Origin of the sequence: Alterotamlana spongicola, from assembly GCF_035818475.1 — a bacterium.
Lineage (GTDB): Bacteria > Bacteroidota > Bacteroidia > Flavobacteriales > Flavobacteriaceae > Cognatitamlana.
The window spans coordinates 193,493-218,788 of record NZ_JAYMGV010000002.1 but is presented as its reverse complement, the minus strand read 5'-3'; the positions used below and the strand labels follow the sequence as shown (position 1 = coordinate 218,788).

The 25,296-nt window shown below is 32.5% G+C and carries 20 protein-coding genes; 9 read left to right on the top strand and 11 right to left on the bottom strand.

The window, feature by feature from the left end; genetic code table 11:
- The first annotated feature begins 80 nt into the window (after positions 1-80).
- The gene (locus VOI54_RS13330) at positions 81-1,547 is read left to right on the top strand and encodes a TonB-dependent receptor (protein WP_326283332.1); all 1,467 of its coding nucleotides are present in this window, start codon (positions 81-83) and stop codon (positions 1,545-1,547) included.
- Positions 1,548-1,598: 51 nt separating this feature from the next.
- Here the strand turns inward: VOI54_RS13330 and bcp are convergent, their stop codons facing one another.
- Positions 1,599-2,051 (bottom strand): thioredoxin-dependent thiol peroxidase, encoded by a 453-nt coding sequence (gene bcp / locus VOI54_RS13325; protein ID WP_326283331.1) that lies wholly within the window; start codon positions 2,049-2,051, stop codon positions 1,599-1,601.
- Between the two features lie 121 nt (positions 2,052-2,172).
- Here bcp and VOI54_RS13320 point away from each other — a divergent pair, with 121 nt between their 5' ends.
- The gene (locus VOI54_RS13320) at positions 2,173-2,832 is read left to right on the top strand and encodes an endonuclease III domain-containing protein (RefSeq protein WP_326283330.1); all 660 of its coding nucleotides are present in this window, start codon (positions 2,173-2,175) and stop codon (positions 2,830-2,832) included.
- Between the two features lie 229 nt (positions 2,833-3,061).
- Here the strand turns inward: VOI54_RS13320 and VOI54_RS13315 are convergent, their stop codons facing one another.
- Positions 3,062-3,646 (bottom strand): RNA polymerase sigma factor, encoded by a 585-nt coding sequence (locus VOI54_RS13315; RefSeq protein ID WP_326283329.1) that lies wholly within the window; start codon positions 3,644-3,646, stop codon positions 3,062-3,064.
- Between the two features lie 240 nt (positions 3,647-3,886).
- On the opposite strand from VOI54_RS13315, the gene uvrA reads away from it, so the two are divergent.
- Positions 3,887-6,673, top strand: coding sequence for an excinuclease ABC subunit UvrA (gene uvrA, locus VOI54_RS13310; RefSeq protein ID WP_326283328.1), 2,787 nt, complete (start codon positions 3,887-3,889; stop codon positions 6,671-6,673).
- A gap of 62 nt (positions 6,674-6,735) precedes the next feature.
- Here uvrA and VOI54_RS13305 read toward each other — a convergent pair whose 3' ends face one another.
- Entirely contained in the window at positions 6,736-7,311 is a 576-nt protein-coding gene (locus VOI54_RS13305; protein WP_326283327.1) for an outer membrane beta-barrel protein, read from the bottom strand.
- Positions 7,312-7,431: 120 nt separating this feature from the next.
- Entirely contained in the window at positions 7,432-8,532 is a 1,101-nt protein-coding gene (locus VOI54_RS13300; RefSeq protein ID WP_326283326.1) for a DUF3667 domain-containing protein, read from the bottom strand.
- 234 nt (positions 8,533-8,766) lie between these two features.
- Between VOI54_RS13300 and VOI54_RS13295 the strand changes: the two genes are divergently transcribed.
- The 4 genes from VOI54_RS13295 (at position 8,767) to VOI54_RS13280 (ending at position 12,569) form a co-directional block, all read left to right on the top strand.
- Positions 8,767-10,020, top strand: coding sequence for a hypothetical protein (locus tag VOI54_RS13295; RefSeq protein ID WP_326283325.1), 1,254 nt, complete (start codon positions 8,767-8,769; stop codon positions 10,018-10,020).
- A 287-nt stretch (positions 10,021-10,307) separates the two neighbouring features.
- A complete protein-coding gene (locus tag VOI54_RS13290) occupies positions 10,308-11,159 on the top strand; it encodes a phage tail-like protein (RefSeq protein ID WP_326283324.1) in 852 nt (283 codons plus the stop codon).
- A gap of 11 nt (positions 11,160-11,170) precedes the next feature.
- Positions 11,171-11,875 carry a hypothetical protein gene (locus VOI54_RS13285; protein ID WP_326283323.1) on the top strand — a complete coding sequence of 235 codons (705 nt, stop codon included), beginning with the start codon at positions 11,171-11,173 and terminating at the stop codon, positions 11,873-11,875.
- A gap of 139 nt (positions 11,876-12,014) precedes the next feature.
- Complete coding sequence (locus VOI54_RS13280) at positions 12,015-12,569, top strand: hypothetical protein (protein ID WP_326283322.1); 555 nt, start codon at positions 12,015-12,017, stop codon at positions 12,567-12,569.
- Between the two features lie 104 nt (positions 12,570-12,673).
- On the opposite strand, the gene VOI54_RS13275 is transcribed toward VOI54_RS13280, so the two are convergent.
- From VOI54_RS13275 to VOI54_RS13260, 4 genes are read right to left on the bottom strand one after another with little or no spacing between them, the layout of a single operon-like run.
- Positions 12,674-14,137: a lipopolysaccharide biosynthesis protein gene (locus VOI54_RS13275; RefSeq protein ID WP_326283321.1), complete on the bottom strand. Its 1,464-nt coding sequence runs from the start codon at positions 14,135-14,137 to the stop codon at positions 12,674-12,676.
- Complete coding sequence (locus tag VOI54_RS13270; RefSeq protein WP_326283320.1) at positions 14,138-15,415, bottom strand: glycosyltransferase; 1,278 nt, start codon at positions 15,413-15,415, stop codon at positions 14,138-14,140.
- Positions 15,416-15,467: 52 nt separating this feature from the next.
- On the bottom strand, positions 15,468-17,906 hold the full coding sequence (locus VOI54_RS13265; protein ID WP_326283319.1) for a YfhO family protein: 2,439 nt from the start codon (positions 17,904-17,906) through the stop codon (positions 15,468-15,470).
- Positions 17,907-17,934: 28 nt separating this feature from the next.
- Complete coding sequence (locus VOI54_RS13260) at positions 17,935-18,219, bottom strand: DUF4834 family protein (RefSeq protein ID WP_326283318.1); 285 nt, start codon at positions 18,217-18,219, stop codon at positions 17,935-17,937.
- 136 nt (positions 18,220-18,355) lie between these two features.
- On the opposite strand from VOI54_RS13260, the gene VOI54_RS13255 reads away from it, so the two are divergent.
- Positions 18,356-19,381, top strand: a complete 1,026-nt coding sequence (locus tag VOI54_RS13255; protein ID WP_326283317.1) for a transporter — start codon at positions 18,356-18,358, stop codon at positions 19,379-19,381.
- 24 nt (positions 19,382-19,405) lie between these two features.
- Positions 19,406-20,527 carry a GTP cyclohydrolase gene (locus tag VOI54_RS13250; protein ID WP_326283316.1) on the top strand — a complete coding sequence of 374 codons (1,122 nt, stop codon included), beginning with the start codon at positions 19,406-19,408 and terminating at the stop codon, positions 20,525-20,527.
- Between the two features lie 57 nt (positions 20,528-20,584).
- On the opposite strand, the gene capB is transcribed toward VOI54_RS13250, so the two are convergent.
- From capB to VOI54_RS13235, 3 genes are all read right to left on the bottom strand, one after another.
- On the bottom strand, positions 20,585-21,844 hold the full coding sequence (gene capB, locus VOI54_RS13245; protein WP_326283315.1) for a cysteate-C-fatty acyltransferase: 1,260 nt from the start codon (positions 21,842-21,844) through the stop codon (positions 20,585-20,587).
- A gap of 243 nt (positions 21,845-22,087) precedes the next feature.
- Positions 22,088-23,128 carry a cysteate synthase gene (gene capA, locus VOI54_RS13240; protein WP_326283314.1) on the bottom strand — a complete coding sequence of 347 codons (1,041 nt, stop codon included), beginning with the start codon at positions 23,126-23,128 and terminating at the stop codon, positions 22,088-22,090.
- An 81-nt stretch (positions 23,129-23,209) separates the two neighbouring features.
- On the bottom strand, positions 23,210-25,279 hold the full coding sequence (locus VOI54_RS13235; RefSeq protein ID WP_326283313.1) for a S9 family peptidase: 2,070 nt from the start codon (positions 25,277-25,279) through the stop codon (positions 23,210-23,212).
- Positions 25,280-25,296 lie beyond the last annotated feature (17 nt).

Genomic DNA, 25,296 nt, shown 5'->3' with positions numbered 1-25,296 from the left:
ACACAAAAATAGGTTTATTTTTTTGTATGCTATACATATTTGATACCTTTGTATACACAAGATATAACCTAATTATTTATATGGAAATTACCATTAAAGGCGATAAAGAGTTTGACGATATTCCTTCATTAAAGTCAAAAGCACTACGTATAAACCTAAACGAAAATATTTATGGGTCATTTGCGGAAATTGGTGCGGGGCAAGAAACTTGCCGTCACTTCTTTAGAGCAGGTGGAGCATCAGGAACTATTGCCAAAGCTATGTCTGCTTATGATAAAGATTTTAGTGACGCCATTTATGGAGCTGAAGATGATGGGCGTTATGTTACTGAGGCTAGGTTAAGAAAAATGTTAGCACATGAGATGAGTCTTATGGAAAATAGGTTAACACGTGAAAAAAACCCTAACAAAATTTTCTTTACATACGCCAATACTGTCGCCACTATTGATTTTGCAAAACAATTTAAAGGACATGGATGGGTTGGTATTAAATACCAGGTTGAAGCTGACGGTGATTATAATGAAATTATCTTACACTTGCGTTTTAAAGAAACTGATGCTCGTCTGCAACAGGAAACCTTAGGTGTTTTAGGTACAAATTTAATCTACGGTGCCTTTTACAAGTATAATGAACCTAAAAAGTTATTGCGGTATTTATATGACCATTTGGACAAAGACAGATTAGAAATAGATACTATCAATTTTTCAGGACCTGTATTTAAAAATGTTGACAACCGTTTGATGAGTTTACAGCTAGTTAAAAACGGAATGACCGATGCTGTAATGTTTGGCCCGGACGGCACCAATGTACTGCCGGCTAAAGTATTCTATAAAAAAAATATTCTAGCTTTACGTGGTAGTTTTAGACCTGTAACCAAGGTAAACATGGCTATGTATGAGAAATCGTATGACATGTTCATAAAAGAAAATAAAGTTGATGTAAACAAAACCGTAGTGGTATTTGAAATTACTTTATCTAACTTAAGAGCTGAAGGAGAAATAGATGAGCAAGACTTTATTGACAGAGCAGATTTATTGTGCTCTTTGGGTCAATCTGTAATGATCTCTAATTTCCAGGAATATTTTAGAGTTGTTGAATATTTTTCTAACTACACCAAAGCCAGAATGGGATTAGCTATGGGAGTTAGTAACCTTGTTGATATTTTTGACGAAAAGTATTACAGGCATATTAGTGGTGGTATTCTTGAAGCCTTTGGTAAATTGTTCTTTAAAGATCTAAAGGTATACCTCTACCCAATGCTTGATCTGGAAACCGGGGAATTGATCACCAGTGAAAATTTAAAAGTATACCCTAGAATGAAAGAGTTGTATAAATTCTTTAAATACAACGGCAAAGTAGTTGATATTCAAGATTATGACGAAAAGATCATGAATATTTTCTCACGACAAATATTAAAAATGATTGCTGACGGAGAAAGTGGCTGGGAAGATATGATTCCTGATGGTACAGCAGAATTAATAAAGGATTACAGGCTATTTGGTTATTCCAGAAAACCACTCACCTTATTAGGAAGAAAAAACAAATAGCAAGAAGTTATATAACTTAAAAGGCGGTTACTATATAATAACCGCCTTTTTTTATGCTAATATTTGAGCAGCGTGATCTTTTGTTTTAACTTTTTCTATGACCCGTTCAACAATACCATTTTCATCAATTAAAAAAGTCATACGATGAATACCATCATATTCTCTACCCATAAACTTCTTAGGTCCCCAAACTCCAAAAGTGTTAATGACAACTTTATCCTCATCTGCTAATAAAGGAAATGGGAATTTAAATTTATTTTTAAAATTTGACTGCCGTCTTTGTGAATCTGCACTAACTCCTAACAATTCATAACTTTTAGACTGAAGTTCTTTATAATTATCTCTTAAATTACACGCTTCAACAGTACATCCTGGAGTATTGGCTTTAGGATAAAAAAATACGACTAGTTTTTTTCCTTTATAATCACTTAAAGAAACTATATTGCCTTTTTCATCTTTTGATGTAAACTCAGGTACAATGTCTCCTTTTTTTAATGTTTTCATATATATATTATTTATTCTTTTAAGTTTAAAATACAATACTCATAAAAAATTTATATCCAAAGAATATTAGATATGTTCATATCATAATCTTAACTTTGATTTCCCGACAAAAGTACAACTTATGACAAAAAAAGAGAAGATTGAGTTTATTATTAATACTTTAAATAAACTATACCCTGAAATACCAATTCCTTTAGACCACAAAGATTCTTATACATTATTAATTGCTGTATTAATGTCTGCTCAAAGTACGGATGTTAGGGTTAATCAAATTACTCCTTTATTGTTTGAAGAAGCAGATAACCCGTATGATATGGTGAAACTTACCATAGAAGAAATAAGAGAAATCATAAAACCGGTTGGGTTATCTCCAATGAAAAGTAAAGGCATTCATGGGTTATCAGAAATCTTAATTAAAAAGCATAATGGGCAGGTACCCCAAAATTTTGAAGATTTAGAAGCGCTACCTGCTGTTGGTCATAAAACGGCCAGTGTAGTTATGTCTCAGGCTTTTGGCGTTCCTGCATTTCCCGTAGATACTCATATTCATCGTCTAATGTATAGATGGAATCTGAGTAATGGTAAAAATGTAGTTCAAACTGAAAAAGACGCTAAAAGGTTGTTCCCAAAAGAACTCTGGAATGATTTACATTTACAGATTATATGGTACGGAAGAGAGTATTCTCCTGCCAGAGGCTGGGATTTAGATAAAGATATTATTACAAAAACCGTGGGAAGGCAGTCTGTAATTAATGCATATAAAAAATTAAAAAAGTCCTGATACATCTATATCAGGACTTTTAAATCTAGTTAAGAAGTGCTTCAAACTTCAATTTATTACAATTTATAACACTTAAAGCCTTAGAGTAATTGAGAAGAAATTTAACCGTTTCTTCTTTCGGTACAAGATCATCTATTTTTTCAACAGAATCTTCAGAGTAAATTTTTGCCATTGTTTTTATTTAAGGGTTACTTAAATAGAATAACGTAGCAAAATTTAAATTATTGCATCAATTTGTTAAAACTATATTATGTTTATCAATAATCTTACGTAGATTAATTAACGCATACCGCATTCTGCCTAATGCAGTATTAATACTTACACCTGTTCTATCTGATATTTCTTTAAAACTCATATCATTATAAATACGCATTAACAAAACTTCTTTCTGGTCTTCAGGAAGCTCATCTACCAAACGCCTAACATCATTTTCAACCTGTTCTTTTATTATAGCTTTTTCTGCATTTAAATTTGTATCGCTTAAAACCGAAAAGATGCTAAACTCTCCTGTGTTGTCAAACTTTGGCATTCTACTATTCTTTCTAAAGTAATCAATAACCAAATTATGTGAAATACGCATCACCCAGGGTAAAAACTTACCTTCCTCATTATACGCTCCTCGTTTCAACGTTCTGATTACTTTTATAAAAGCATCTTGAAAAATGTCTTCCGCAACATCTCTATCATATACTTTAGAATAAATAAAACTATAAATTTTTTGTTTGTGCCTAATAATAAGTGTTTCTAAGGCGTCTTCATCTCCTTTAATGTAGTTGCTAACTAAAATAGCGTCTGAAATAGTTTCGTGTTGCATAATAATTACTTTTAGCGCAAGAAGAGAGGGCTTCTTTGCTTGGGGTTACATGTTTAAAAGTAATGTTATGCTATAGGCGTATAGTTGATTTAATTGCTAATTATTATTTCAAATATAGTAACAATCATTCCTAAAAAGAAAAAAAGTTGACGTTTTTTTTATTATTTCATTCAATTACATTGTGTTTTTCAGGCTCAAATACTTATAGTATCTTTGCAAAATTATGCCTTTTAAACGCTTATGAATACTACTATTTCCAAAGTAAATCCAAAAGAAAACATCATTATTAAGGGAGCTAAATTACACAACCTTAAAAATATTGATGTTATTATACCAAGAAACAAGTTAGTGGTTATCACCGGGTTATCAGGATCCGGTAAATCCAGTTTAGCATTTGATACGCTTTATGCTGAAGGGCAAAGGCGCTATGTTGAAAGCTTATCAAGCTATGCACGTCAATTTTTAGGCAGATTAAATAAACCAAAAGTAGATTATATAAAAGGCATAGCTCCGGCAATTGCCATTGAGCAAAAAGTAAACTCAACCAATCCGCGTTCAACTGTAGGTACCACAACCGAAATTTATGATTACCTAAAATTGCTATATGCAAGAATTGGTAAAACATATTCGCCGGTTTCCGGATTAGAGGTTAAAAAAGACACCGTTACAGATGTTATAAACCATATAAAAGAGTTTACTCAAGGAGAAAAACTATTACTTCTAGCTCCAATTTATCTGGAAGAAGGACGCTCTATGAAAGATAAACTTAAAGCATTGCATCAGCAAGGGTATGCAAGAATTAAAGTAAACAACAATGTTTTAAGGATAGATGAAATAGAAAATATTTCCGAAAAAGAAACGATATCATTAGTTGTAGATAGAATTATAACCAAAAACGAAGAGGATTTCTATAATAGATTAGCAGATGCCATTCAAACTGCTTTTTTTGAAGGGAAAGGTGAATGTATCATTGAAACTTTAAGTACTGATAAACAACAAAACTTTAGTAATAAATTTGAGTTGGATGGCATTAGTTTTCTTGAGCCTAATGTACACCTGTTTAGTTTTAATAATCCTTATGGAGCATGTCCTGAATGTGAAGGTTATGGTGATGTTATTGGAATAGATGAAGATTTAGTCATTCCAAATACAGGATTATCCATTTATGAAAGCGCTATCTTCCCCTGGCGTGGAGAAAGCATGAGCTGGTATAAAAATCAACTGGTTAATAATTCACATAAGTTTGATTTTCCTATCCATAAACCATACTTTGAACTCACCAAAGCCCAAAAACAACTTGTCTGGACTGGAAATGAATATTTTGAAGGCATAACTTCTTTTTTTGAAGAGCTTGAGTCTAAAGCCTATAAAATTCAAAACCGTGTTATGCTATCCCGTTACCGCGGAAAAACTAAATGCAAGACCTGTAAAGGTAAGCGCTTAAGAAGTGAAGCTGGTTATGTTAAAATTAATGGAGCTACCATCACAGATTTAGTTGAAATGCCCTTAGATAAGCTTTCTAACTTTTTCAAACAATTAGAATTGAATGATTACGACACTCAAATTGCAAACAGGCTTTTAAAAGAAATTAACAATAGGTTATCATTTCTTTCTAATGTAGGGCTAGATTACTTAACGCTAAACAGAAAATCAAACACACTATCAGGCGGTGAAAGCCAGCGCATTAATTTAGCAACATCATTAGGCAGTAGCCTGGTTGGATCTATGTATATTTTGGATGAACCCAGTATTGGTCTACACCCTAAGGATACCGAGCGCTTGATCTCTGTCTTAAAATCATTAAGAGATCTGGGTAATACCGTTATTGTTGTTGAACATGATGAAGATATTATGAAAGCTGCAGATTGTATTATTGATATAGGCCCTGAGGCAGGGACTTTTGGAGGTCATGTGGTTGCTAACGGTACTTATAATGATATTTTACTATCAGAATCGTTAACGGCAAAATATTTAAATGAAGACTTAAAAATTGAGGTTCCGAAAACCAGAAGAACATCAAAATACCATGTAGATGTTATTGGTGCCCGAGAAAACAATTTAAAAAATATAAATGTTAGTTTTCCTTTAGGAATGCTAACAGTGGTCACCGGAGTTTCAGGCAGCGGAAAAAGTACTTTGGTTAAAAAGATTTTATACCCTGCACTCCAAAAAAAGCTCACGGATTTTGGGGACAAACCCGGGCAGTTTACAGCTCTGGATGGTAATTTTAGCAATATTAACCACATTGAATTTGTTGATCAAAACCCAATAGGCAGATCCTCACGTTCTAACCCTGTAACCTATATTAAGGCATATGATGATATTCGTGCGTTATACTCCAAACAAAAAATAAGTAACATCAGAAATTATCAAGCCAAACATTTTTCATTTAATGTTGATGGCGGACGCTGTGAAACCTGTAAAGGAGAAGGCCAAGTAACCATTGAAATGCAATTTATGGCAGATGTCCATTTAGAATGTGAAACCTGTAAAGGAAAACGCTTTAAAAAAGAGATTTTAGAGGTTACTTTTGAGAATAAGAATATTGATGATATATTAAATTTAACTATTGATGATGCTGTTGCTTTTTTTGAGGCGAACAATCAAACCAAAATAAAAAACAAACTCCAGCCCTTACAAGATGTTGGTTTAGGCTATGTAACATTAGGGCAAAGTTCCTCTACCCTTTCCGGTGGTGAAGCTCAGCGTATAAAACTGGCTTCATTTCTTGGTAAAGGGAATACTAAAGAAAAGGCTTTATTTATATTTGATGAACCCACTACCGGTCTTCATTTTCATGATATTCAAAAACTTTTAAAATCCTTTAACGCATTAATAGGCAAAGGGCACTCTATAATTGTTGTTGAACACAATTTAGAACTAATTAAGTGTGCTGATTATATTATTGATTTAGGGCCTTATGGTGGAGAAACCGGAGGTAATCTTGTTGCTACCGGAACTCCTGAAGAGATATTAAATGAAAAAACTTCAGAAATCGGAAAGTTTTTAAAGGATAAACTCCTTTAAACATCAAAAAACTAACCTAAAATATAGTATGATATTTTCTAGGTTAGTTTTCTATCTTTTTCTTAGAATTTATACCCCAGGCCTATTTGAAACCCACTTAGCTTTGATGAGGCATCACCACTTGTATTTTCCAGTAAGTTTGTTAAACCAAAACCGTACCTGGTATTAACATTGATTTTGTCTGTAATATCATAAGCAGCTCCAAGATCAATGCCAAAATTAAATGATTTAAAACCATCAGGAGCGTCTAAAAGGTAACCCAAGTTTGGTCCTGCCAAAACACTAAGTTTTTCGACTATATCATATTTTACCAAGATAGGAGCCTGAATTTCATTTAAATCTTTAACTAATAGAAAATCAACTTCCGGTTGAATTTCAAACTTATCGCCTAACTCAATATCTGTAAAATATATACCAAGCAAAAAGCCCGATTTTGTTGTTGTATTAGAAATTGAATTAACCGCAGACTCTTTACTAGAGTTTAAGAGCTTAGAAGTGCTAGGTGTTAACGATTCTCCAAAAGGAGACGATGATACAGAGAACCTTTCTGATCGAGAAATGTAAGCAGCTCTGGCTGCACATGACCCTAAAAGGATTACAATCAAACAGAAAGTAATTAGATTGGTAAAAGTCTTCATAATTGAATGTTTCTGGATTAATAAATATCTAATACACTAAATATCAAACTGTTATAAACAAAAAAAACACTTCTCAATATATTTTTATTTAAGCTTAACACCCTTATATTTCTTAGTGATTCAATAAAACAAAAATGCAAATATCCCTAGAATTGTAACGGTTAAAGGCGCTACAAATAACAAAAACAAAAATGCGGTTACAGAAGTTTTTATAAAACTTCTGAACCAACCTTGCTGGTAAAAACGCTTCATTGCCATAAGCAAATAGAAAAAGGTAGACAACACAACCAACAAATCTATCCAATCCGGCATATCCCAAATAAAATTAATTCCAAGTATAATACTAAAAACAGTAAAGAGAAACGAAAAATAATAAAAGCTAAATACCAAATGGTGTGCATACAAACCTCTGTTAAAGTATAATATCTTTAATATCAAGGCAAAAATTGGTAATAAGAAAAACATTGCAATAGGAATTGCATCATAAAATGTTTGAAGCATACTTCCGCCTTTTCTGGATTTGTAAAACTTAAAAGCTTGTCTGTATAAGCGTCTTTCTAGAGCCCCTGCATCCTTACTCATTCCCATATGCTTGTAAATAATTTCAGGTGGAGCTTCCGCTTTAATTAAAGAGTCTAAAGCTTTTGTTCCTTTACCAATGCCCCAAATACTTTTATTTTTTATATTTTCAGGCCCTAACAATGAATCTATTTCTTTTTCAGAAACCCCTTCTATAACCTGGTATGTTTTTAAAGCTTTTTTCAAGTTAGCACGTTCAATTGAATCCTCTACTTTTTGTTTGTTTGATTTTACAGAAGCAATAGAATCATTCCTCTTCTTGTCATAAATAATATCTGAAACTTCTTGTGGTCCTAAGGTTTTTGCTAATTGATTATCTAAAGTCTGCACCTGGTCTCTTTGAATAAATGAAAACATAAAGAAAAAAACCACAGCTATAAACAGGTACATCTGTGCCGGGTGCAAATATAATAATCGTTTCCCCTGAATAAATTTACTTGCTAAATACCCAGGTTTTAACACTAAAGGAAAAAAGCTTTTAAAAAAACGTGCATCAAACGAAAAATAATTACTTATTGTATTATAAAATAATACCTTGACCGTCAGTTCATCTTTGGCCTGTTGTCCGCAATACGGGCAAAATTTGAAACTTTCTTTAAACTGTTTTTCGCAGTTTTTGCAAGTCGACTTTTTAGTTTTCATCAAATTGGTTTATATAAAAATAAATATTTTTATGAGATTCAAATAAATATATTTACAAGTAACCAGCTGTAAAGTTCCTAAAATGACACTTTGGGCATTTAAATAATCATCTTAACATCATTATCTCTTCACTTCCCTTTTCATAGACAAACAGTTAAATCACTAAAACACAAACACTTACAGTTTTGGCACGTTGTTTGTAATTATCAAAACGTCACCAAAACATCTACAATTATGAAAAAATTAGCATTCTTCCTGGCAAGTCTTATTTTAATAGGATTTAGTAGTAGATCAGCTGCTGCAAATAAAACTTTAAACTATTATAAAGGTTATGGAAACTCTTTTATTTTCGTTGAGAATGGTATTGAGTTTTCAGTATTTCCTGATGGTCAATTTGATTTTAATGTTTTAAGAAATAATTCAAATTTTAATGTATCTGTATATTCCCCTGGAGTAAGCATTAGCTTTAATTCTGGTTATAACTACAATAACTATGTACAATATGATGAGTTTGGTGCTATTATTCAAATTGAGAATATTCCTATCTATTATGATAATTTCGGTAGAATCATTCAGGCAGGAAATGTAAATGTTTATTATAATAATTTCGGTTATGTTTCTCGAGTTGGAAGCCTGTATGTTCATTATAATAGCTATAATCGTTTTTCTCACTATACTGGATATATAAATATATACAATCGTAGTTATATTTACAGACCATGGCATCGTTCATACTGTCTGCCAGCTTACCAATATTGTGTCGTTTATAACAGACCATACAGAGCGCATTATTACCCGGTTCGATATACTTATAGAAGGCCTTTTTATAATAACTATAGGCCCAGAACCTCGGTTGCCAACAGACGTGGATATAATGTATATAGAAATAAAAGCTACGCTACTGTTAATAGAAGTAAACGAAATATAACTTCCGTTAATAGAAATGTAACCTCCAGAAGAAGTATTGCCCAAAATAATGATTATAGACGGGGTTACAATACTATTGGTAGAACTTCAAAATCAAAAAATCAAATAGCAAGAACTCCTGCCAATATAAATAGAAGTTCACGATCCGGTACATCAGCTATAAACAAAAGGGAAACTGGTTCTTCTATCCACAGAAATTCAAGATCCACCTCTCCTACTAGAAATAGAACTGTGATAAAACGAGAAAGTAACTACAGAAAAACACCTTCCAGGAGTAGTTCTCAATCTTATAGTACCAAAAAAGCACAAGATATTACAAGAAGAAATAACAATGCAAATACTAAAAGCACTCAAAAACCAAACACATCAAAACCACGTACATATAATAAAAAGAATAATACAACCCGAAGTACTCAGATACCGAAACGGACAGTGAGCTCTCAAAGAACCACTCCACAGCGTAATGTTTCAAGGTCTAACGAAAATAACAAGTCAAAAGTTAGACAAAGTCGAAGTACATCTGGCAAAAATATAAGATCAACAAATAGAAGACGATCATAAAAATTTTAGTTGGTTAGCTGGAAAGCCCTGCGATATGTTTGCCTCAAAGCAACATCGTGGGGTTTTCCTATTTTATGTTTATTTTCAGCTATCCATGATTCTTATAGTTTATTTAATCTAATCATTATTCTATATCTTATTCATAATTACTTTATATCTATAAACACGTAGCCTTTAAAAACCTTTTATTGAATATTCATAGTGTTTCATCATTACTTACCATATGGTAAATTATAATTTTATTATGAAGCATAAATTTGCAGCGCTATGAAATCTCAATCAGTGTCTTGATAAAACCAATATTTTACATATTATTTACATGTATATACGGAGGGCTATATGCACAGGTAGGGATTGGAACACCATTGCCTGATAATTCAGCTCAACTAGATATAGTTGCAAATGACAAAGGCCTTTTAATACCCCGTATAAATTTACAAAGTAGTACAGATGCAACCACTATTATCAATGGGAATGTAGTAAGCTTACTTATATACAATACAACTAATATAAATGATGTAACTCCTGGATATTATTATTGGAATGGTAGTAAATGGACAAAACTATTAACCGAAGATGACGACTCTTTAACTCAATCTCAATCAAACGTTATCACCAACACTGGGACCCCTATTGAAAACGGCCTGATAAATTCAAATACAGGGAATATATATATTGACAAAGACACAGGAAATATTTTCATATTTAACGGCTCCCTATGGGTAAATATTACAAAGGCAAGTAATGGGCTTACTTATACTAATACCAATGGTGCTCAATTAGGAGGCACTTTAGTCTCGCCTACTGTAATACAAACAAACAATAGCAATACACTGGCAATCACTGGTCTTGAAGAAGATAATAACCCTCTGAATATAATGGCTATTGACAAAAATACGGGGGTTTTAAAAAAAACAAATGTCTCATCACTTCTTAAAAGGGAAGATATACTAATTGTGGCAAATAACATGCAAACACAATTTATAACGCCACTACCAATTTCGGACTCTAAAAAAATAGACATTTATAGGAATGGGATAAAAATAAGTTTTGTGCCACTTAGTGCTAATACTATAGAGTTAGAAACGGGAGTGGTTTGCTTTAAAGATGATGAAATAAGAATTGTTCAATATTATTAAATCAAATATTTATGAAAACTAAATTATTAACAACAAAAATTAAATTTGTATTAGGCATATCTATTATGCTAACAGCTGGGATTTTAAGTGCTCAGCAAACAACAGGAGATGTTGCTAAGAAAGCAAATATTGAACCTGGTGTTACTTCGCTTGATGGTTCTATTCGTGTAATAGACAATAAGGGAACAATTAAGTTTCTACAGGTTAAAAACGGGTTAACATTACTCACAAATACAACAAACGATATTACTACTACTACCTGGCAATTAGGTGGAACTCTTACAGATGACACTATTATAGATGTTGATGGCAATGCATTTGTTATTGATGGTATAGAGTTAGAAACGGGAGTGGCTTCTACAGATGCGGCTGATCAAACAGCTGCTGGCTCGGGTGCTACAGGTTGGACTCTTTTGGTAAGAGATGAAGCCACAGGAAAAACAAGAAAAATGCTAGCTACTGATTTATTGCAAAGTGGTCATACAACTGATACTGCTGCTTCTGATACACTAACAGGAAGCTTTACAATTACAACAGCAGGTATGCCAGCAGATGCATCCAGAGTTTGGGTATATAGAAATGGTGCAAAACTTATTTCAGGAACAGATTACACAGCAGCAGCAGATACCGTTACAATTAATGTAAACCCTGGTAGTGGCAACGCAAACTGGGTGTCATTTACTGGTGATGTATATGAAGTTCATTGGGTGAAATAAAACAGGGGAATATAATTTAATTCTTGACTAAACAAATTAACAATTTTCTTTAGAGTTTTTGAATTGAGTTCATTCACCATCATTTTAAAAGGTAATAATTGTAGTATACAATAGCATCAGTACGTTATTATTTAATGAATTGGAAAAGAAAAAAAAATATTATTTGTTATTATTGCTGTTTTACATCTCATTGGCAAACGCTCAGGAAGTTACAGTTATAGACCAAAAAGGAACAAAGAATAATGTTACAAGAAATATGGTTACTACCTCTCCAACAGCGCCTTCTAATGCAGTTGAGGGAGATGTATGGAGGGATAATAGCGGAGCTCCTATTGTTAGCAAAATATATGATGGAACAACATGGTTTGAAATAAATACAGCAACTACTATCATTGTAGCAGCAGGAAAAATAAATGCAGATGGAACTGCAGCAAAAACACTTTTTAATGCTACTAGTACGAGAGCTTCGCGTGGTCAATACCTTATAACTTTTAGCACACCAAGGCCTGATGCAAATTACGTAATTCAACTAACCCTAAGGGACACAAATGGAGCGGGGAATGATGATTATGACATTAGCTACCATTCTCAAACTGTAAATAGTTTTATGGTTAAAGTTGGTGATAATGATAACGGTGTTAGTAATAGAAGGCCAAGAGATTTTGAATTTATGTTTACGGTTATAGATTATTAAATGTTCAGCCAAATCAAATATAAAGTGTCATAAAAATTTGATTGATTGGATGGAAAGCCCCTAGTATTTGCCTAAGTGCAATACCACGGGGGTTTCTCCTTTAATTATAGTATCTTTTTAACAGTTTTATTTATAATGTCAGTAATATCATTTGAGAGATTAAATTTATAAACAATAAAGACATAGCTAATGCTAATGAGAATCGATTTAAGTACTACATTTACTATAGGGTGAAACGAAAAATCCCAAAAATAGAATACTAGTCCCCCTAAAAAAATTAAGATACCCGTTTTTAAGCTATTTATGGTAAAAGGAAGCATCTTAAAATACTTGTAAACAAAATATAACTTAACAGTATTATAGAAAAAAATAGCAATAAAAGTAGCTAATGCAGCTCCGTTTATTCCATAAATGGGTATGAAAATAATATTTAAAATTATCATTAAAACCACTATTACTATTCCTGAAATTAGTACAAACCTATAATAATCGCTATTAAACAAAATAGCATTATTACTCCCTAATATGGAATCATACAATTTGGCAACACTAATTAACAGCACTACATACAGACCAACACTATAAGCTCCATCAATTAGGCGATACATCTGATTAATGTTCAAAATGATTAATAAAAAGATTAAACCGCCAACAATAAACAAGTTAAGAGAACTTTTTTTGTATAAATCCCCTAAAGCATCAAAATCGCTTTCATTTAAATATTTAGCAGATAGTGGCAGTAAAATTTGATGCATAGATCTTTGCGGAACCGCTATTACAGCAGTAATAAAAATAGCTACGTTATAATAGGCTATATTATTTGTGTTTTGGAGCAATTTACCCAACATTACCTTGTCTATATCTAATAAATTAGTAGCAACAAGGCCTGCAATAACAATCAAAGAACTGTATTTCAAAATAGACGTTAAACCGCTCACGCGTTTAAAAGTTATTACCGGAAGTTTTACGCTAAGGGCGTATAATTTCATAACCAACATTCTCAACAGATAAATCACCACTAATCCAACCATAAATTGCTCTACATCAATTGTATCAAAATAAAGTAAAAACAATAAAATCATAGTCGCTACCCTATGAAAGACCTCTTTCATAAAGTTCCCAAAAACGGTTTTCATTTGCACTTTTGCCCAGGCAAAGAATACTTCAAAATAAGCCAAAGCAATAGCTATAATTATAGTATGCCATAAATAATCTTTTATAATGGCATTTTTTGAAGATAGAAAGCCTCCTATAGTTTCATAACCAATGTATCCAATAATACTCAATGGAATAATTATAGCTAAAGGCAAAAGCAACATCAAGGTTAAAAAACTGTTTATTGATACCCTTGTTTTAAATGATGAATAAAACTTCACTAGCGTATTGTGCACTCCAAATGCCATTAACGGCATCATTACATAAGCTGCAGACAACATAAAGCCAACCATTCCATAATACTCATCGCTAAGAAATTCAGTATACAAAAACAACGTGTTAATAGCCCCTACTAAAAACCCCAAATAAGTTGAGATTATATTTTTAAATGATTGAGTAGCAACTATTCCCATTTACAATATTTTAGATAAAGATTGTGTCAATGCCCTTCTGTGGTATTTTTGTAAACCAATAGGATGGGATTGCAATGTGTTATTTTGAAATGCATTATAATGTTTTAAAATAATGCTTTTTAATGAGTCGTAACTATCATAATTAAAATAGTTACCGGTATTAGTTTCTTTAATGATTTTCTCAACATCAGACCCCTCTGGTCCTATCGAAATAATGGGCCTACCGGAAACCATATATTCAAAAAGTTTCCCCGGAATAATACACTTAGTATCATCAGAGTCTATTTCAATCAACAATAAAACCTGCGTGCTTTTTTGATGTTTAATAGCCTCTTTATGTGAAACATACCCAACATTATTAATGTAATCAATTAAATCGTTTTTTCTTAAAGATCCCAATACGTTTTCGCTAACTGCACCAACAAAACAGAGTTGAAAATCATTTTTAAAACTGTCATTTTCATTCACCAAATCATTTAAAACACGCCATAACACTTCCGGGTTACGTTCTGATAATAAAGATCCTATATGAGATAATGTAAACTTTTTATCTAGTTCAACATCCACATCTTGTTGTTTATCATAACCGTTTGTAATAACCTCAATTGGTTTCTGAGTAATGAGTTGAAATTCTTCTTTGGTTTTAAAACTTGTTACAATAATTTGGTCTGTTGAGTTTAAAATTTGTGCTTCTAAAGCCTTATGCTTTGCTTTTGATGCTCTAGTAAGTTTTAATTGTTTATGATAACCTATAGTTGTCCATGGGTCTCTAAAGTCTGCTAACCACCTTACTCCTAAACATTCTTTTAACCTTAAACCAATAAGATGCAAACTATGTGGAGGCCCGGTAGTTATAATAGTATGTATATCTTCTTCCTCTAAAATATTTAAAAGATATTTTACTGATGGTTTAACCCAGGCTACTCTGGCGTCAGGAATGAAAAAATTTCCACGTACAAAAAGCATTAGTTTTTCAGCAATGGATTGTTTTTTAGCTTCCGGAATAATTCCTTTACTAATAGTCTTTGATGAAGATTTTGACAATACCCCAGCCCATTTATAAGGCTCACTTATTGATTGCTTTAAAATAGTAATATTGCTTGGTATGTCAGAGGCTAAACTTTGGTCAACTAAAGGGTAGTTAGGGTTTTCCGGAATATATACTACTGGCTCAATATTAAACTCTGGCAAATACTTTACAAATTTTAACCAACGCTGAACACCCGGGCCTCCCGCCGGTGGCCAATAATAAGTGATGATCAGTACTTTTTTTTTCATTTTATCATTCCTTATAAATAGGAAATACCAAGACCTAACTGCTACTTAAAGATTATATTTTAGTTTTTTTATTCCTTTTAAACTCTTGAAAAAGACCTGATATTAATAAGAATAAAAACAGTATTGAACTTGCTAAAGTAATCTTGCTTCCTGTTTTTACTACATTCGGATCAAATTTAAACTCAATAGTATGGTTTCCAGATGGAATTGACATACCTCGTAAAATATAGTTCACACGTATGTGATTTACTTCCTCTCCATCTATAAATGTTTTCCAACCGTTACCGTAGTATATTTCAGAAAAAACGGCAAAACCATTATTTGAATTTTTTGATATATACTTTAAATAATTTGGCTCCACCTTATCCAAACTTATTACAGCTAAAGAATCCGTCTCATAACTCGATTCAAGATTACTCACACCTTTTAAAGCCTTATGTGGCGAATAAATTGCTATATTCTTAACATCTAAGCTATCTAATAGCATTATTTCTTCATTAGCTGAATTAACTTGTTTTAAAGATTTTATAAACCAAGCATTCCCGTTAGCTTTATCATTTACATAAGGAAAAACACCGCCTTCTTCATTTTGGCCTACTATGTATTTGGTATTTAACATACTAAGCACATTAATATTATTCTTTGCAATATGAAAGTCAAAAACATCTCTATAACGTCTTAGTTCAGCTGCATTATATCCGTTTAATGAATTATGAAAATACGAAGGTTTTGAAGGCCCTGAAACCAGATCATAAACTCTATAGTGTGTTGTGTCGTTTAATATAAATTTATCTGCTTCATTGGCTTGATAAGGCTTACTCATTTTAATACCAGAAACAAAATCATCAGTGTTCACATAGCGCTTGCCAACCCCAACCAAATCAAAAAGTATCAGTGCTCCAAACAGAACAATTACCCATTTTTCTTTTAGCTTCTCTTTCAAAAACATCAAGATAGTTACTGCCGATAATATTACTAAAACCAGTGTTCTAAAAGTATCCTGGGTAAAAAGGTCCTTTCTGTCGGTTTTTAATGCTCCAACAAAATCAGGACCGTAATTCTGTCTATAAATACCATCATTATTACCAACAAAATCAAATAAACTTGACTTGAATACTAAAAAAAGGAGTGCTATACCTCCAGTAATGATAGTACTGTATTTAAGAGCCTTTAATTTTTCTTCTCTACTTTCAAAATCGTTAAAAAGTCGGGTTAATCCAAATATTCCTAATACCGGGATACATAATTCTAAAATAACTTGAATTGAACTAACCGCTCTAAATTTGTTATATAGCGGTACATAATCAATAAAAAAATTAGTCAAAAAGCCTAGATTTTTCCCATAAGACAGCAATAAAGACAATAAAGTTCCGCCAATAAGCCACCATTTAAGTCTCCCTTTAACTAAAAACAAAGCAAATACAAACAAAAACAATATAACCGCCCCTACATAAGCCGGAGCTTCTACAATAGGTTGCTTCCCCCAGTACATTGGCGCTTGCTTTGAAGCTTCGAGCGCCTGTGCCGGAGTAGCTCCTAAATTCCTGTATGCCATATATACTGCTGAGTCCTTACCTACATTTTCACTATTACCGCCTCCCATAAAACGAGGAATAAATAAGTTGAATGTTTCTACAATACCATAACTAAATTGCGTAATATAATCCCTATCTAAACCAGAAGTAACTTTCTTTGGAGTTCCGTCAGGGTTTATGGTAAGTTCGCTCTTTCCCCTTTTACTTTCTTTTACATACTCATTAGTAGCTAAGATATTAGTGGCATTCAATGCAATTGATAGTATTACGGCTGCTACTAAAACTCCAATTGATTTAAAATAATGAGAAAGCTTTTGTTTTTTGTAAGCATCTATTAAATAAGCAACCCCTAAAACAATAACCAATAGCATTAAATAATAGGTCATTTGAAAATGATTAGCTACCAACTCCAGCCCCATTGCTATGACTGTAAGCAAAAAACCTGCTATATATTTTTTCCTGAATACAAGAATAATTCCACTTAAAACCAAGGGCATATATGCAATAGCATGTGCTTTACTATTATGGCCAACACCAAGAATAATAATCAAATAGGTTGAAAACCCAAAAGCCAAAGCACCAAGAGCCGCCAATTTAAAGTCAACCTTTAATACCAGCAACAATACATAAAAGCTTAATAAATACAAAAACAAATAATCTGCCGGCCGAGGCAAAAACCTAAGTGTTAAATCTAATTTCTTAATATAATTATGTGGATATCTTGCTCCTAACTGATACGTAGGCATACCTCCAAAAGCACTATTGGTCCAATAGGTCTCCTCCCCGGTATCAGCCTTAAAATCTTTTTGCTGCTTGCTCATACCTATATATTGTACAATATCGTTTTGATATATGACCTTTCCTTTTAAAACGGGACTAAAATAGGCTAGAGAAATTATTATAAAACCTAGTAAAACTAGTATATGAGGTAATAGTTTTTTTATAGAAAATTGCATGAATTGGTTTTAAAAATGAATTCGGAAATTAATCAATTTCTTCGTAATCCACATAATCTCCTACATTTTTATTTGAAGTTTTGGTTTTGGGAATTTTATCAATAGTCACTTCTCCTTCTTTTCTAATAGGGTCTTGTCTGGTTCTACCTTGAAACCCTTTAAACTGTTGCCCGAATTTTTGCTCTGTTTTTTTTGTAATGTATTTTACAAGAAAAGGTGTGAATAAACGTGCCAGAATTTTGATTCCAAAATAAACCAAAAGAATAATAAGTATCATCTTAACAAGACCTGTTGCAGATGCATATTGTAACATAACTGTGATTTTAGAACAAAAATACAATTCTATATCCTTAAAAAACGTTCAAGAATGATAAAAAAACTATAAAATATCTATATTTGAAGAGCCTATAATAAAAATACTATTACAGAAATAATTAAATGATATTACTATGACCCCATACAAATCTGCCTTATGTTTCTTATTTTGCTTAATAGGTATTCAAGGATTTTGTCAATATACCGATGTGATCAATTCTAACCGCCCTGGAGTTTCAAGAAGTGCCTTTTCCGTTGGAACCAATGTTGCCCAGCTTGAAATAGGTCCTTATCTATTAAAAGAAGAACGAACACCAGCTGCCTCTTATGAGGTTTCAGGTTTCGGAATTGATTTTGCTGTGCGCTATGGTTTATTATGGGAAGAATTAGAGTTAAACATAGAAGGTAGCTATCAAAATGACACAAAAACATTTACGTCTAATATTTCTGCTGAAGAAGACAGGGCTAATTTTAAGTTTTTAGCTGTTGGCGCCAAATATCTTGTTTTTGACCCTTACAAAAATGCTGAAGAGGATAAACCAAATCTATATAGCTGGAAAGCAAACAGGCAGTTTAAATGGAAAAGTCTAATACCAGCTATTTCAATATATTTAGGAGCTAATTACGACACTAAAACCAACCCATATACAGCACCGGGTATTGAAGGTTTTAGCCCCAAAGTTATGATTGCTACGCAAAACAATTTTTCAGGCGGATGGGTTTTTGTTATGAATTTGATTAAAGATAGAGTTGGTACTGATCAATCAGATTTTCAATATATTTTAACACTTACACATGCTTTCAGTCCAAAATGGGTTATTTTTGGCGAAACTCAGGGTATAAAGAGCGATTTTTATGCTGATAATCTTTTTAGATTTGGAGGTGCTTATTTATGGGGTAAAGATTTTCAGCTAGATACAGCTATTACCTTTAACACAAAAGATACACCTTCAGTGTTTAGTGTAAATTTTGGAGCTTCATATCGATTAGATTTTCATAAAGATAAAGAAGTTGATAATGGTACATCTGCCTTAGATGAAGCTGAAAGACAATCCAACCGAAAGGGTAGAAACAGAAAAAAGAAACGGAAAAAAGGTGAAGATCCTGAAAGCATAATTAAGAAAAGAAAAAAAGACAATATAGATTTTGATGACAATTAGCTTATCAAAAAGATATCATAACATATGGTAACATTAAAAGAAGTAAAAACTAAAAAAGACCTAAAATCATTTGTAAAATTCCCTTTTAAACTTTACAAAGATTCAAAATATTGGACACCACCAATAATTAGTCAGGAAATCAAAACTTTTAACAAAAAGGAAAATCCCGTTTTTAATGATGCAGAGGCCAGATTGTTTTTAGCTTATAAAAACAATGAAATTGTTGGTCGTGTTGCAGCCATAGTAAACTGGCTAGAAATAAAAGAGCAAAATCAAAAGAAGATGCGGTTTGGATGGTTTGACTTTGTTGATGATCAAAAAGTATCTAAAACTCTTTTAGACAAGGTTGAAGAAATAGGAAAAGAGTATAATTTAGAATATACAGAAGGACCTGTTGGGTTTTCAAATTTAGATAAAGTTGGAGTAATGACAGAAGGGTTTGACTCTATTGCTCCAATGGTTACCTGGTATAATCATTCGTACTATGCTAAGCATTATGAAGCAGCCAATTATAATATTGAAAAATCATATTCTGAGAGTAAGTTTCCGTTCAGTAATGTTAAACCAGAACTCTTTACAAAAGCAAATGAACTCATTAAAAAACGTTATAAGTTAAAGGCATTGTGTTTTACAAAAACAGAAGAAGTTATGCCCTATGCTGATAAAATGTTTGATTTGTTTAATGACAGTTATGCTTCGCTTTCTTCATTTGTGGCTATAAATGATATACAAAAAGCTTATTTTAAAAAGAAATTTATCAGTTTTATAAACCCTGAGTATATAAAATTTGTTGTTGATGAAAATGACGCCTTAGTTGCCTTTGCTATTGTTATGCCTGCTTTTGCAAAAGCACTTCACAAAGCAAAAGGTAAATTATTTCCTTTAGGATTTAAACATATTTTGCATGCCAAAAAACATAGTAAAGATGTAGTTTTCTATTTAATTGGTATTCACCCTGAATACCAAAATAAAGGTGTAAACGCTGTTATTTTCAATGAATATTATAAAGTATTTAATGAAAAAGATATAGAGTATTGTTATAGGACACCTGAATTAGAAGACAATGAAGCCATTCATAAAATATGGAGACATTTTAATCCTGTAGTATACAAACGGAGGAAAACATTTAGGAAAAGTATTGTATAAAAAAATCCGATTCATTTTGAATCGGATTTTTTTATAGTATATATTTTTCAACAATCACTACTCACCCATGGCTGCCATAACAGCTGCAGACAGACGTTTGTAAGTTCCGTTTCGTAATCTATCTCTAATGGCATCAAATGCATCTAATGTAGCTTTAACATCTTCTAAAGTATGTGTTGCCGTAGGTATTAATCTTAATAAAATTAATCCTTTAGGTATAACCGGATAAACAACTATAGAACAGAAGATTCCATAATTTTCCCGTAAATCCTTTACCAGTGCCATAGCTTCTGGAATACTACCTTTCAAGTATACTGGTGTCACACAACTTTGTGTAGTCCCAATATCAAACCCACGATCTTTTAGGCCTGACTGTAAAGCATTAACATTCTCCCATAATTTGTTCTTTAATTCAGGCATAGTTTTAAGCATTTCCAAACGCTTAAGTGCACCAACAACCAATTGCATTTGCAATGATTTTGCAAACATTTGAGAACGTAAATTATACTTTAAGTAATCAATAATTTCCTGATCACCTGCAATAAATGCTCCCGTACTTGCTAAAGATTTAGCAAATGTTGCAAAATACACATCTATATCACCCTGAACACCTTGCTCCTCTCCTGCACCAGCTCCGGTAGCACCCAAAGTACCAAAACCGTGAGCATCATCAACAAATAGCCTAAATTTAAATTTCTTTTTAAGTTCAACTATTTCCTTTAAACGTCCTTGCTCTCCGCGCATTCCAAACACTCCTTCAGATATAACTAAAATGCCACCTCCGGTTTGTTCTGCCATTTTTGTAGCACGCTCTAAGTTTTTCTCTAAACTTTCAACATCATTATGTTTATATGTAAAACGTTTACCCATGTGTAAGCGCACACCATCAATTATACAGGCATGAGCATCTACATCATAAACTATAATATCATCTTTAGCCACCAGTGCGTCAATGGTTGACACCATACCCTGATAACCAAAATTTAAAAGATAAGCTGCTTCCTTTTTAACAAATGATGCCAATTCATCTTGAAGTTTTTCATGAAGATCAGTATGACCAGACATCATTCTTGCTCCCATTGGGTAAGCAGATCCGTATTGAGCTGCTGCTTCAGCATCTACCTTACGCACCTCCGGGTGATTTGCCAGCCCTAAATAGTCATTAATACTCCAGGTAATTACATCTTTTCCCTGAAATTTCATCCTATTTGAAATTTCTCCTTCTAATTTAGGAAACACAAAGTACCCTTCTGCCTGAGACGCCCATTTTCCTAACGGCCCTTTGTCCTTATAAATTTTATCAAATAAATCCTTCATTTATATAATATCTTATTGCTATTTAAAGTTTAGACAAACTAAACTGTACAAGTGCTTTTTAAGAAACACAAATTAATTAGGGTTTTCAAGAAGCATTCGCTTTTAGTTAGCTCGTGCAAAATTAAATATTTATCTGAATTGAGCATAATTTTTAATGCTCAATTATCAATTACATAAAAAAAGAACTAATATTCTGCCTTTAAAGCAAAAAGTATAGTTCTTTATTTATAGTTCGTTTATAAATTACTTTATATACTGAATACTTTCAGCAGCAGCTTCATTGATACTATCAAAGAAACCTTGCTCTTCCATCCAGGTATCACTATATACTTTACTCATATATCGTGCTCCGTGATCCGGATATATAACCACAACATAGTCACCCTCTTTAAAGCGCCCTTCCTTACCTAATTGTAATAACGCTTGAGTTACAGCTCCCGAAGTGTATCCTACAAACATCCCTTCAGTCTTAGCAATTTCTCTTGCTGTATGTGCGCTATCTTCGTCTGTTACTTTTATAAATTCATCTATAGTGTCAAAATCAGTTGCTGATGGAATTAGGTTTTTTCCTAAACCTTCAATTCTATATGGATAAATTTCCTTTTCATCAAACTCTCTGGTTTCATGATATTTCTTAATTACAGAACCAAAAGCGTCAACACCAATAATATTAATATCAGGATTTTGTTCTTTTAAATACTTAGCTGTACCCGAGATAGTCCCTCCTGTTCCACTGCATGCAACAAGGTGTGTAATTTTACCTTCTGTTTGCTCCCATATTTCAGGACCTGTAGATTTATAATGTGCATCAATATTTAATTGGTTGAAATATTGATTGATATAAACAGAGCCCTTAATTTCACTATGTAAACGCTTTGCTACTTCATAATAAGACCTTGGATCATCTGCACTAACATGTGCAGGGCAAACATAAACCTTTGCCCCCATAGTTTTAAGCATATCTATCTTATCGGGGGATGATTTTGAGCTAACTGCCAGCACACAATCATAGCCTTTAACAATACTTACCATTGCTAAACTAAAACCAGTATTTCCTGATGTTGTTTCTATAATAGTATCACCGGGAGTAAGTATACCTTTTTTCTCAGCTTCTTCTATAATGTATAATGCTATTCTGTCTTTTGACGAGTGTCCTGGGTTGAAGGATTCGACTTTAGCGTAAAAGTTACCTTTGAACTTAGATGCTATTTTATTAAGTTTAACAAGCGGAGTCTTGCCTATCAAATCTAATACATTATCAAATACTTGATTTCTGTGTGTCATATAAGCTTTTTAAAAACCATTATTTACATATAAAACATAATGATAGTTTAAAACCTGACAAAAATAGAACATTTTTTTTTATTAACCATGAATTCCCTCTAAATCTAATAAAAAGGCATATTCTAAAGCTACTTCTTTTAAGCTCTCAAAACGCCCGGATGCACCACCATGACCAGAATCCATATCGATATGTAATAACAATTTGTTAGTATCTGTTTTTAATTCCCTTAATTTTGCCACCCATTTAGCAGGCTCCCAATATTGCACCTGAGAATCATGCAACCCTGTAGTTACAAGCATGTTAGGGTATGCTTTCGCTTCTACATTATCATACGGTGAATATGATTTCATATAATCATAATACGCCTTATCATTTGGATTTCCCCATTCATCATATTCGCCTGTTGTTAATGGAATGGTATCATCCAACATTGTAGTTACTACATCAACAAAGGGAACAGCTGCAAGTACTCCATTGTACAATTCAGGGTTCATGTTGATTACCACTCCCATTAATAAGCCTCCTGCTGACCCGCCATAAGCATACAAATGATTGCTTGAGGTATACTTTTGCTCTATTAAATATTTGGAACAATCAATAAAATCTGTAAACGTATTTCTTTTGCTTAATAATTTTCCTTTTTCGTACCAATTCCTACCTAAATACTCACCACCTCGTACATGAGTAATAGCATAAACAAACCCTCTATCCAATAAACTCAATCGAATGATAGAAAATGAAGGATCAATAGTAGAGCCGTAAGATCCATAAGCATATTGCAATAATGGATTAGCCCCATTCATTTTAATTCCTTTTTTATATACTAATGAAATGGGAACTTTTACGCCATCTCTTGCAGTTGCCCATATCCGCTTTGATTCGTAATTTTCTTTTTTGAACTGCCCTCCCAGAACTTCCTGTTCCTTTTTTATTTCGTTCTTTTTTGTCTTAAAATTATAATCTCTTACTGAACTTGGAGACGTTAAGGCATTAAACCCATATCTTAAATTGTCACTGTTAAAATCAGGATTATTGCCAATATATACGGTGTACGTTTCTGAATTAAATGGTAAATAATAATCTTCTTTACCATTCCAGCTTATAATTCGTAAATTATTAAGACCATTTTCCCGTTCATTAACCACCAAATACTCTTTAAAGATTTCTATATCTTCAATTAAAACTGATTTTCTATGAGGAATAATATCTTGCCAATGTTCTTTCTCTGTAGTATTTTCGTTAGTCTTTGAAACTTTAAAATTTGTAGCACTACCAATGTTAGATATGATATAAAAACTATCATTGTAGTGTGCAATATTATACTCTAAATCTTTAGTCCGTTCCTGAAAAATTCTAAATACATTATCTGGTGTATCCGCATTCAGTATACGATATTCTGAAGACAATGTGCTTGAAGAACCTATTACAATATACTTTTTTGATTTTGTTTTGTAAACAAATGCATTGAACGTCTCGTCTTCCTCATGAAAAACCTCAATATCTGTATCACTTTTTGTATGCAGTTTATGCTTAAATATTTTATGAGATCTCAAAGTAATCTCATCTTTCATAGCATAAAATAGGGTCATGTTATCATTAGCCCAGGTAATACTCCCTGTAGTATTTATTATTTTATCGGGGTAAACTTTTCCTGTTTCTAAGTTTTTAATTTGTATGGTATACTGTCTTCTACTTACAATATCTATTGAAAATGCTGCCAGTTTATTATCTGGACTTATTGATATCCCGCCAAGATTGAAATACGCATGCCCTTTTGCCATTTCATTGCAATCAAACAAAATCTCTTCCTGTGCATCAAGTGTCTCTTTCTTTCTAACATAAATTGGGTAATCCATGCCGGTTACATATTTAGTTATATACCAATAGCCGTTCAACTTGTAAGGAACGGTGGTATCATCTTCCTTGATCCTTCCTTTCATTTCTTCAAACAAATGATCTTGAAACTTTTCTGTATGTTTCATTATTTGTTTGGTAAATGCATTTTCAGAATTTAAATAATCAAGAACTTCAGGGTTGTCCCTGTCATTAAGCCAATAATAATTATCTATTCTGGTATCATTATGTATAGCAAGTTTTTCAGGAATTTTCTTTGCTTTTACAGCAGGATATGTAATCGATTGTTTTTGCATTCTTTTTTTCTTAGAAA

Bases quoted from the DNA above. Each gene is read 5' to 3' on its own strand.
- VOI54_RS13330 (WP_326283332.1), top strand. From the start codon at position 81: ATGGAAATTACCATTAAAGGCGATAAAGAGTTTGACGATATTCCTTCA.
- bcp (WP_326283331.1), bottom strand. From the start codon at position 2,051: ATGAAAACATTAAAAAAAGGAGACATTGTACCTGAGTTTACATCAAAA.
- VOI54_RS13320 (WP_326283330.1), top strand. From the start codon at position 2,173: ATGACAAAAAAAGAGAAGATTGAGTTTATTATTAATACTTTAAATAAA.
- VOI54_RS13315 (WP_326283329.1), bottom strand. From the start codon at position 3,646: ATGCAACACGAAACTATTTCAGACGCTATTTTAGTTAGCAACTACATT.
- uvrA (WP_326283328.1), top strand. From the start codon at position 3,887: ATGAATACTACTATTTCCAAAGTAAATCCAAAAGAAAACATCATTATT.
- VOI54_RS13305 (WP_326283327.1), bottom strand. From the start codon at position 7,311: ATGAAGACTTTTACCAATCTAATTACTTTCTGTTTGATTGTAATCCTT.
- VOI54_RS13300 (WP_326283326.1), bottom strand. From the start codon at position 8,532: ATGAAAACTAAAAAGTCGACTTGCAAAAACTGCGAAAAACAGTTTAAA.
- VOI54_RS13295 (WP_326283325.1), top strand. From the start codon at position 8,767: ATGAAAAAATTAGCATTCTTCCTGGCAAGTCTTATTTTAATAGGATTT.
- VOI54_RS13285 (WP_326283323.1), top strand. From the start codon at position 11,171: ATGAAAACTAAATTATTAACAACAAAAATTAAATTTGTATTAGGCATA.
- VOI54_RS13275 (WP_326283321.1), bottom strand. From the start codon at position 14,137: ATGGGAATAGTTGCTACTCAATCATTTAAAAATATAATCTCAACTTAT.
- VOI54_RS13270 (WP_326283320.1), bottom strand. From the start codon at position 15,415: ATGAAAAAAAAAGTACTGATCATCACTTATTATTGGCCACCGGCGGGA.
- VOI54_RS13265 (WP_326283319.1), bottom strand. From the start codon at position 17,906: ATGCAATTTTCTATAAAAAAACTATTACCTCATATACTAGTTTTACTA.
- VOI54_RS13260 (WP_326283318.1), bottom strand. From the start codon at position 18,219: ATGTTACAATATGCATCTGCAACAGGTCTTGTTAAGATGATACTTATT.
- VOI54_RS13255 (WP_326283317.1), top strand. From the start codon at position 18,356: ATGACCCCATACAAATCTGCCTTATGTTTCTTATTTTGCTTAATAGGT.
- VOI54_RS13250 (WP_326283316.1), top strand. From the start codon at position 19,406: ATGGTAACATTAAAAGAAGTAAAAACTAAAAAAGACCTAAAATCATTT.
- capB (WP_326283315.1), bottom strand. From the start codon at position 21,844: ATGAAGGATTTATTTGATAAAATTTATAAGGACAAAGGGCCGTTAGGA.
- capA (WP_326283314.1), bottom strand. From the start codon at position 23,128: ATGACACACAGAAATCAAGTATTTGATAATGTATTAGATTTGATAGGC.
- VOI54_RS13235 (WP_326283313.1), bottom strand. From the start codon at position 25,279: ATGCAAAAACAATCGATTACATATCCTGCTGTAAAAGCAAAGAAAATT.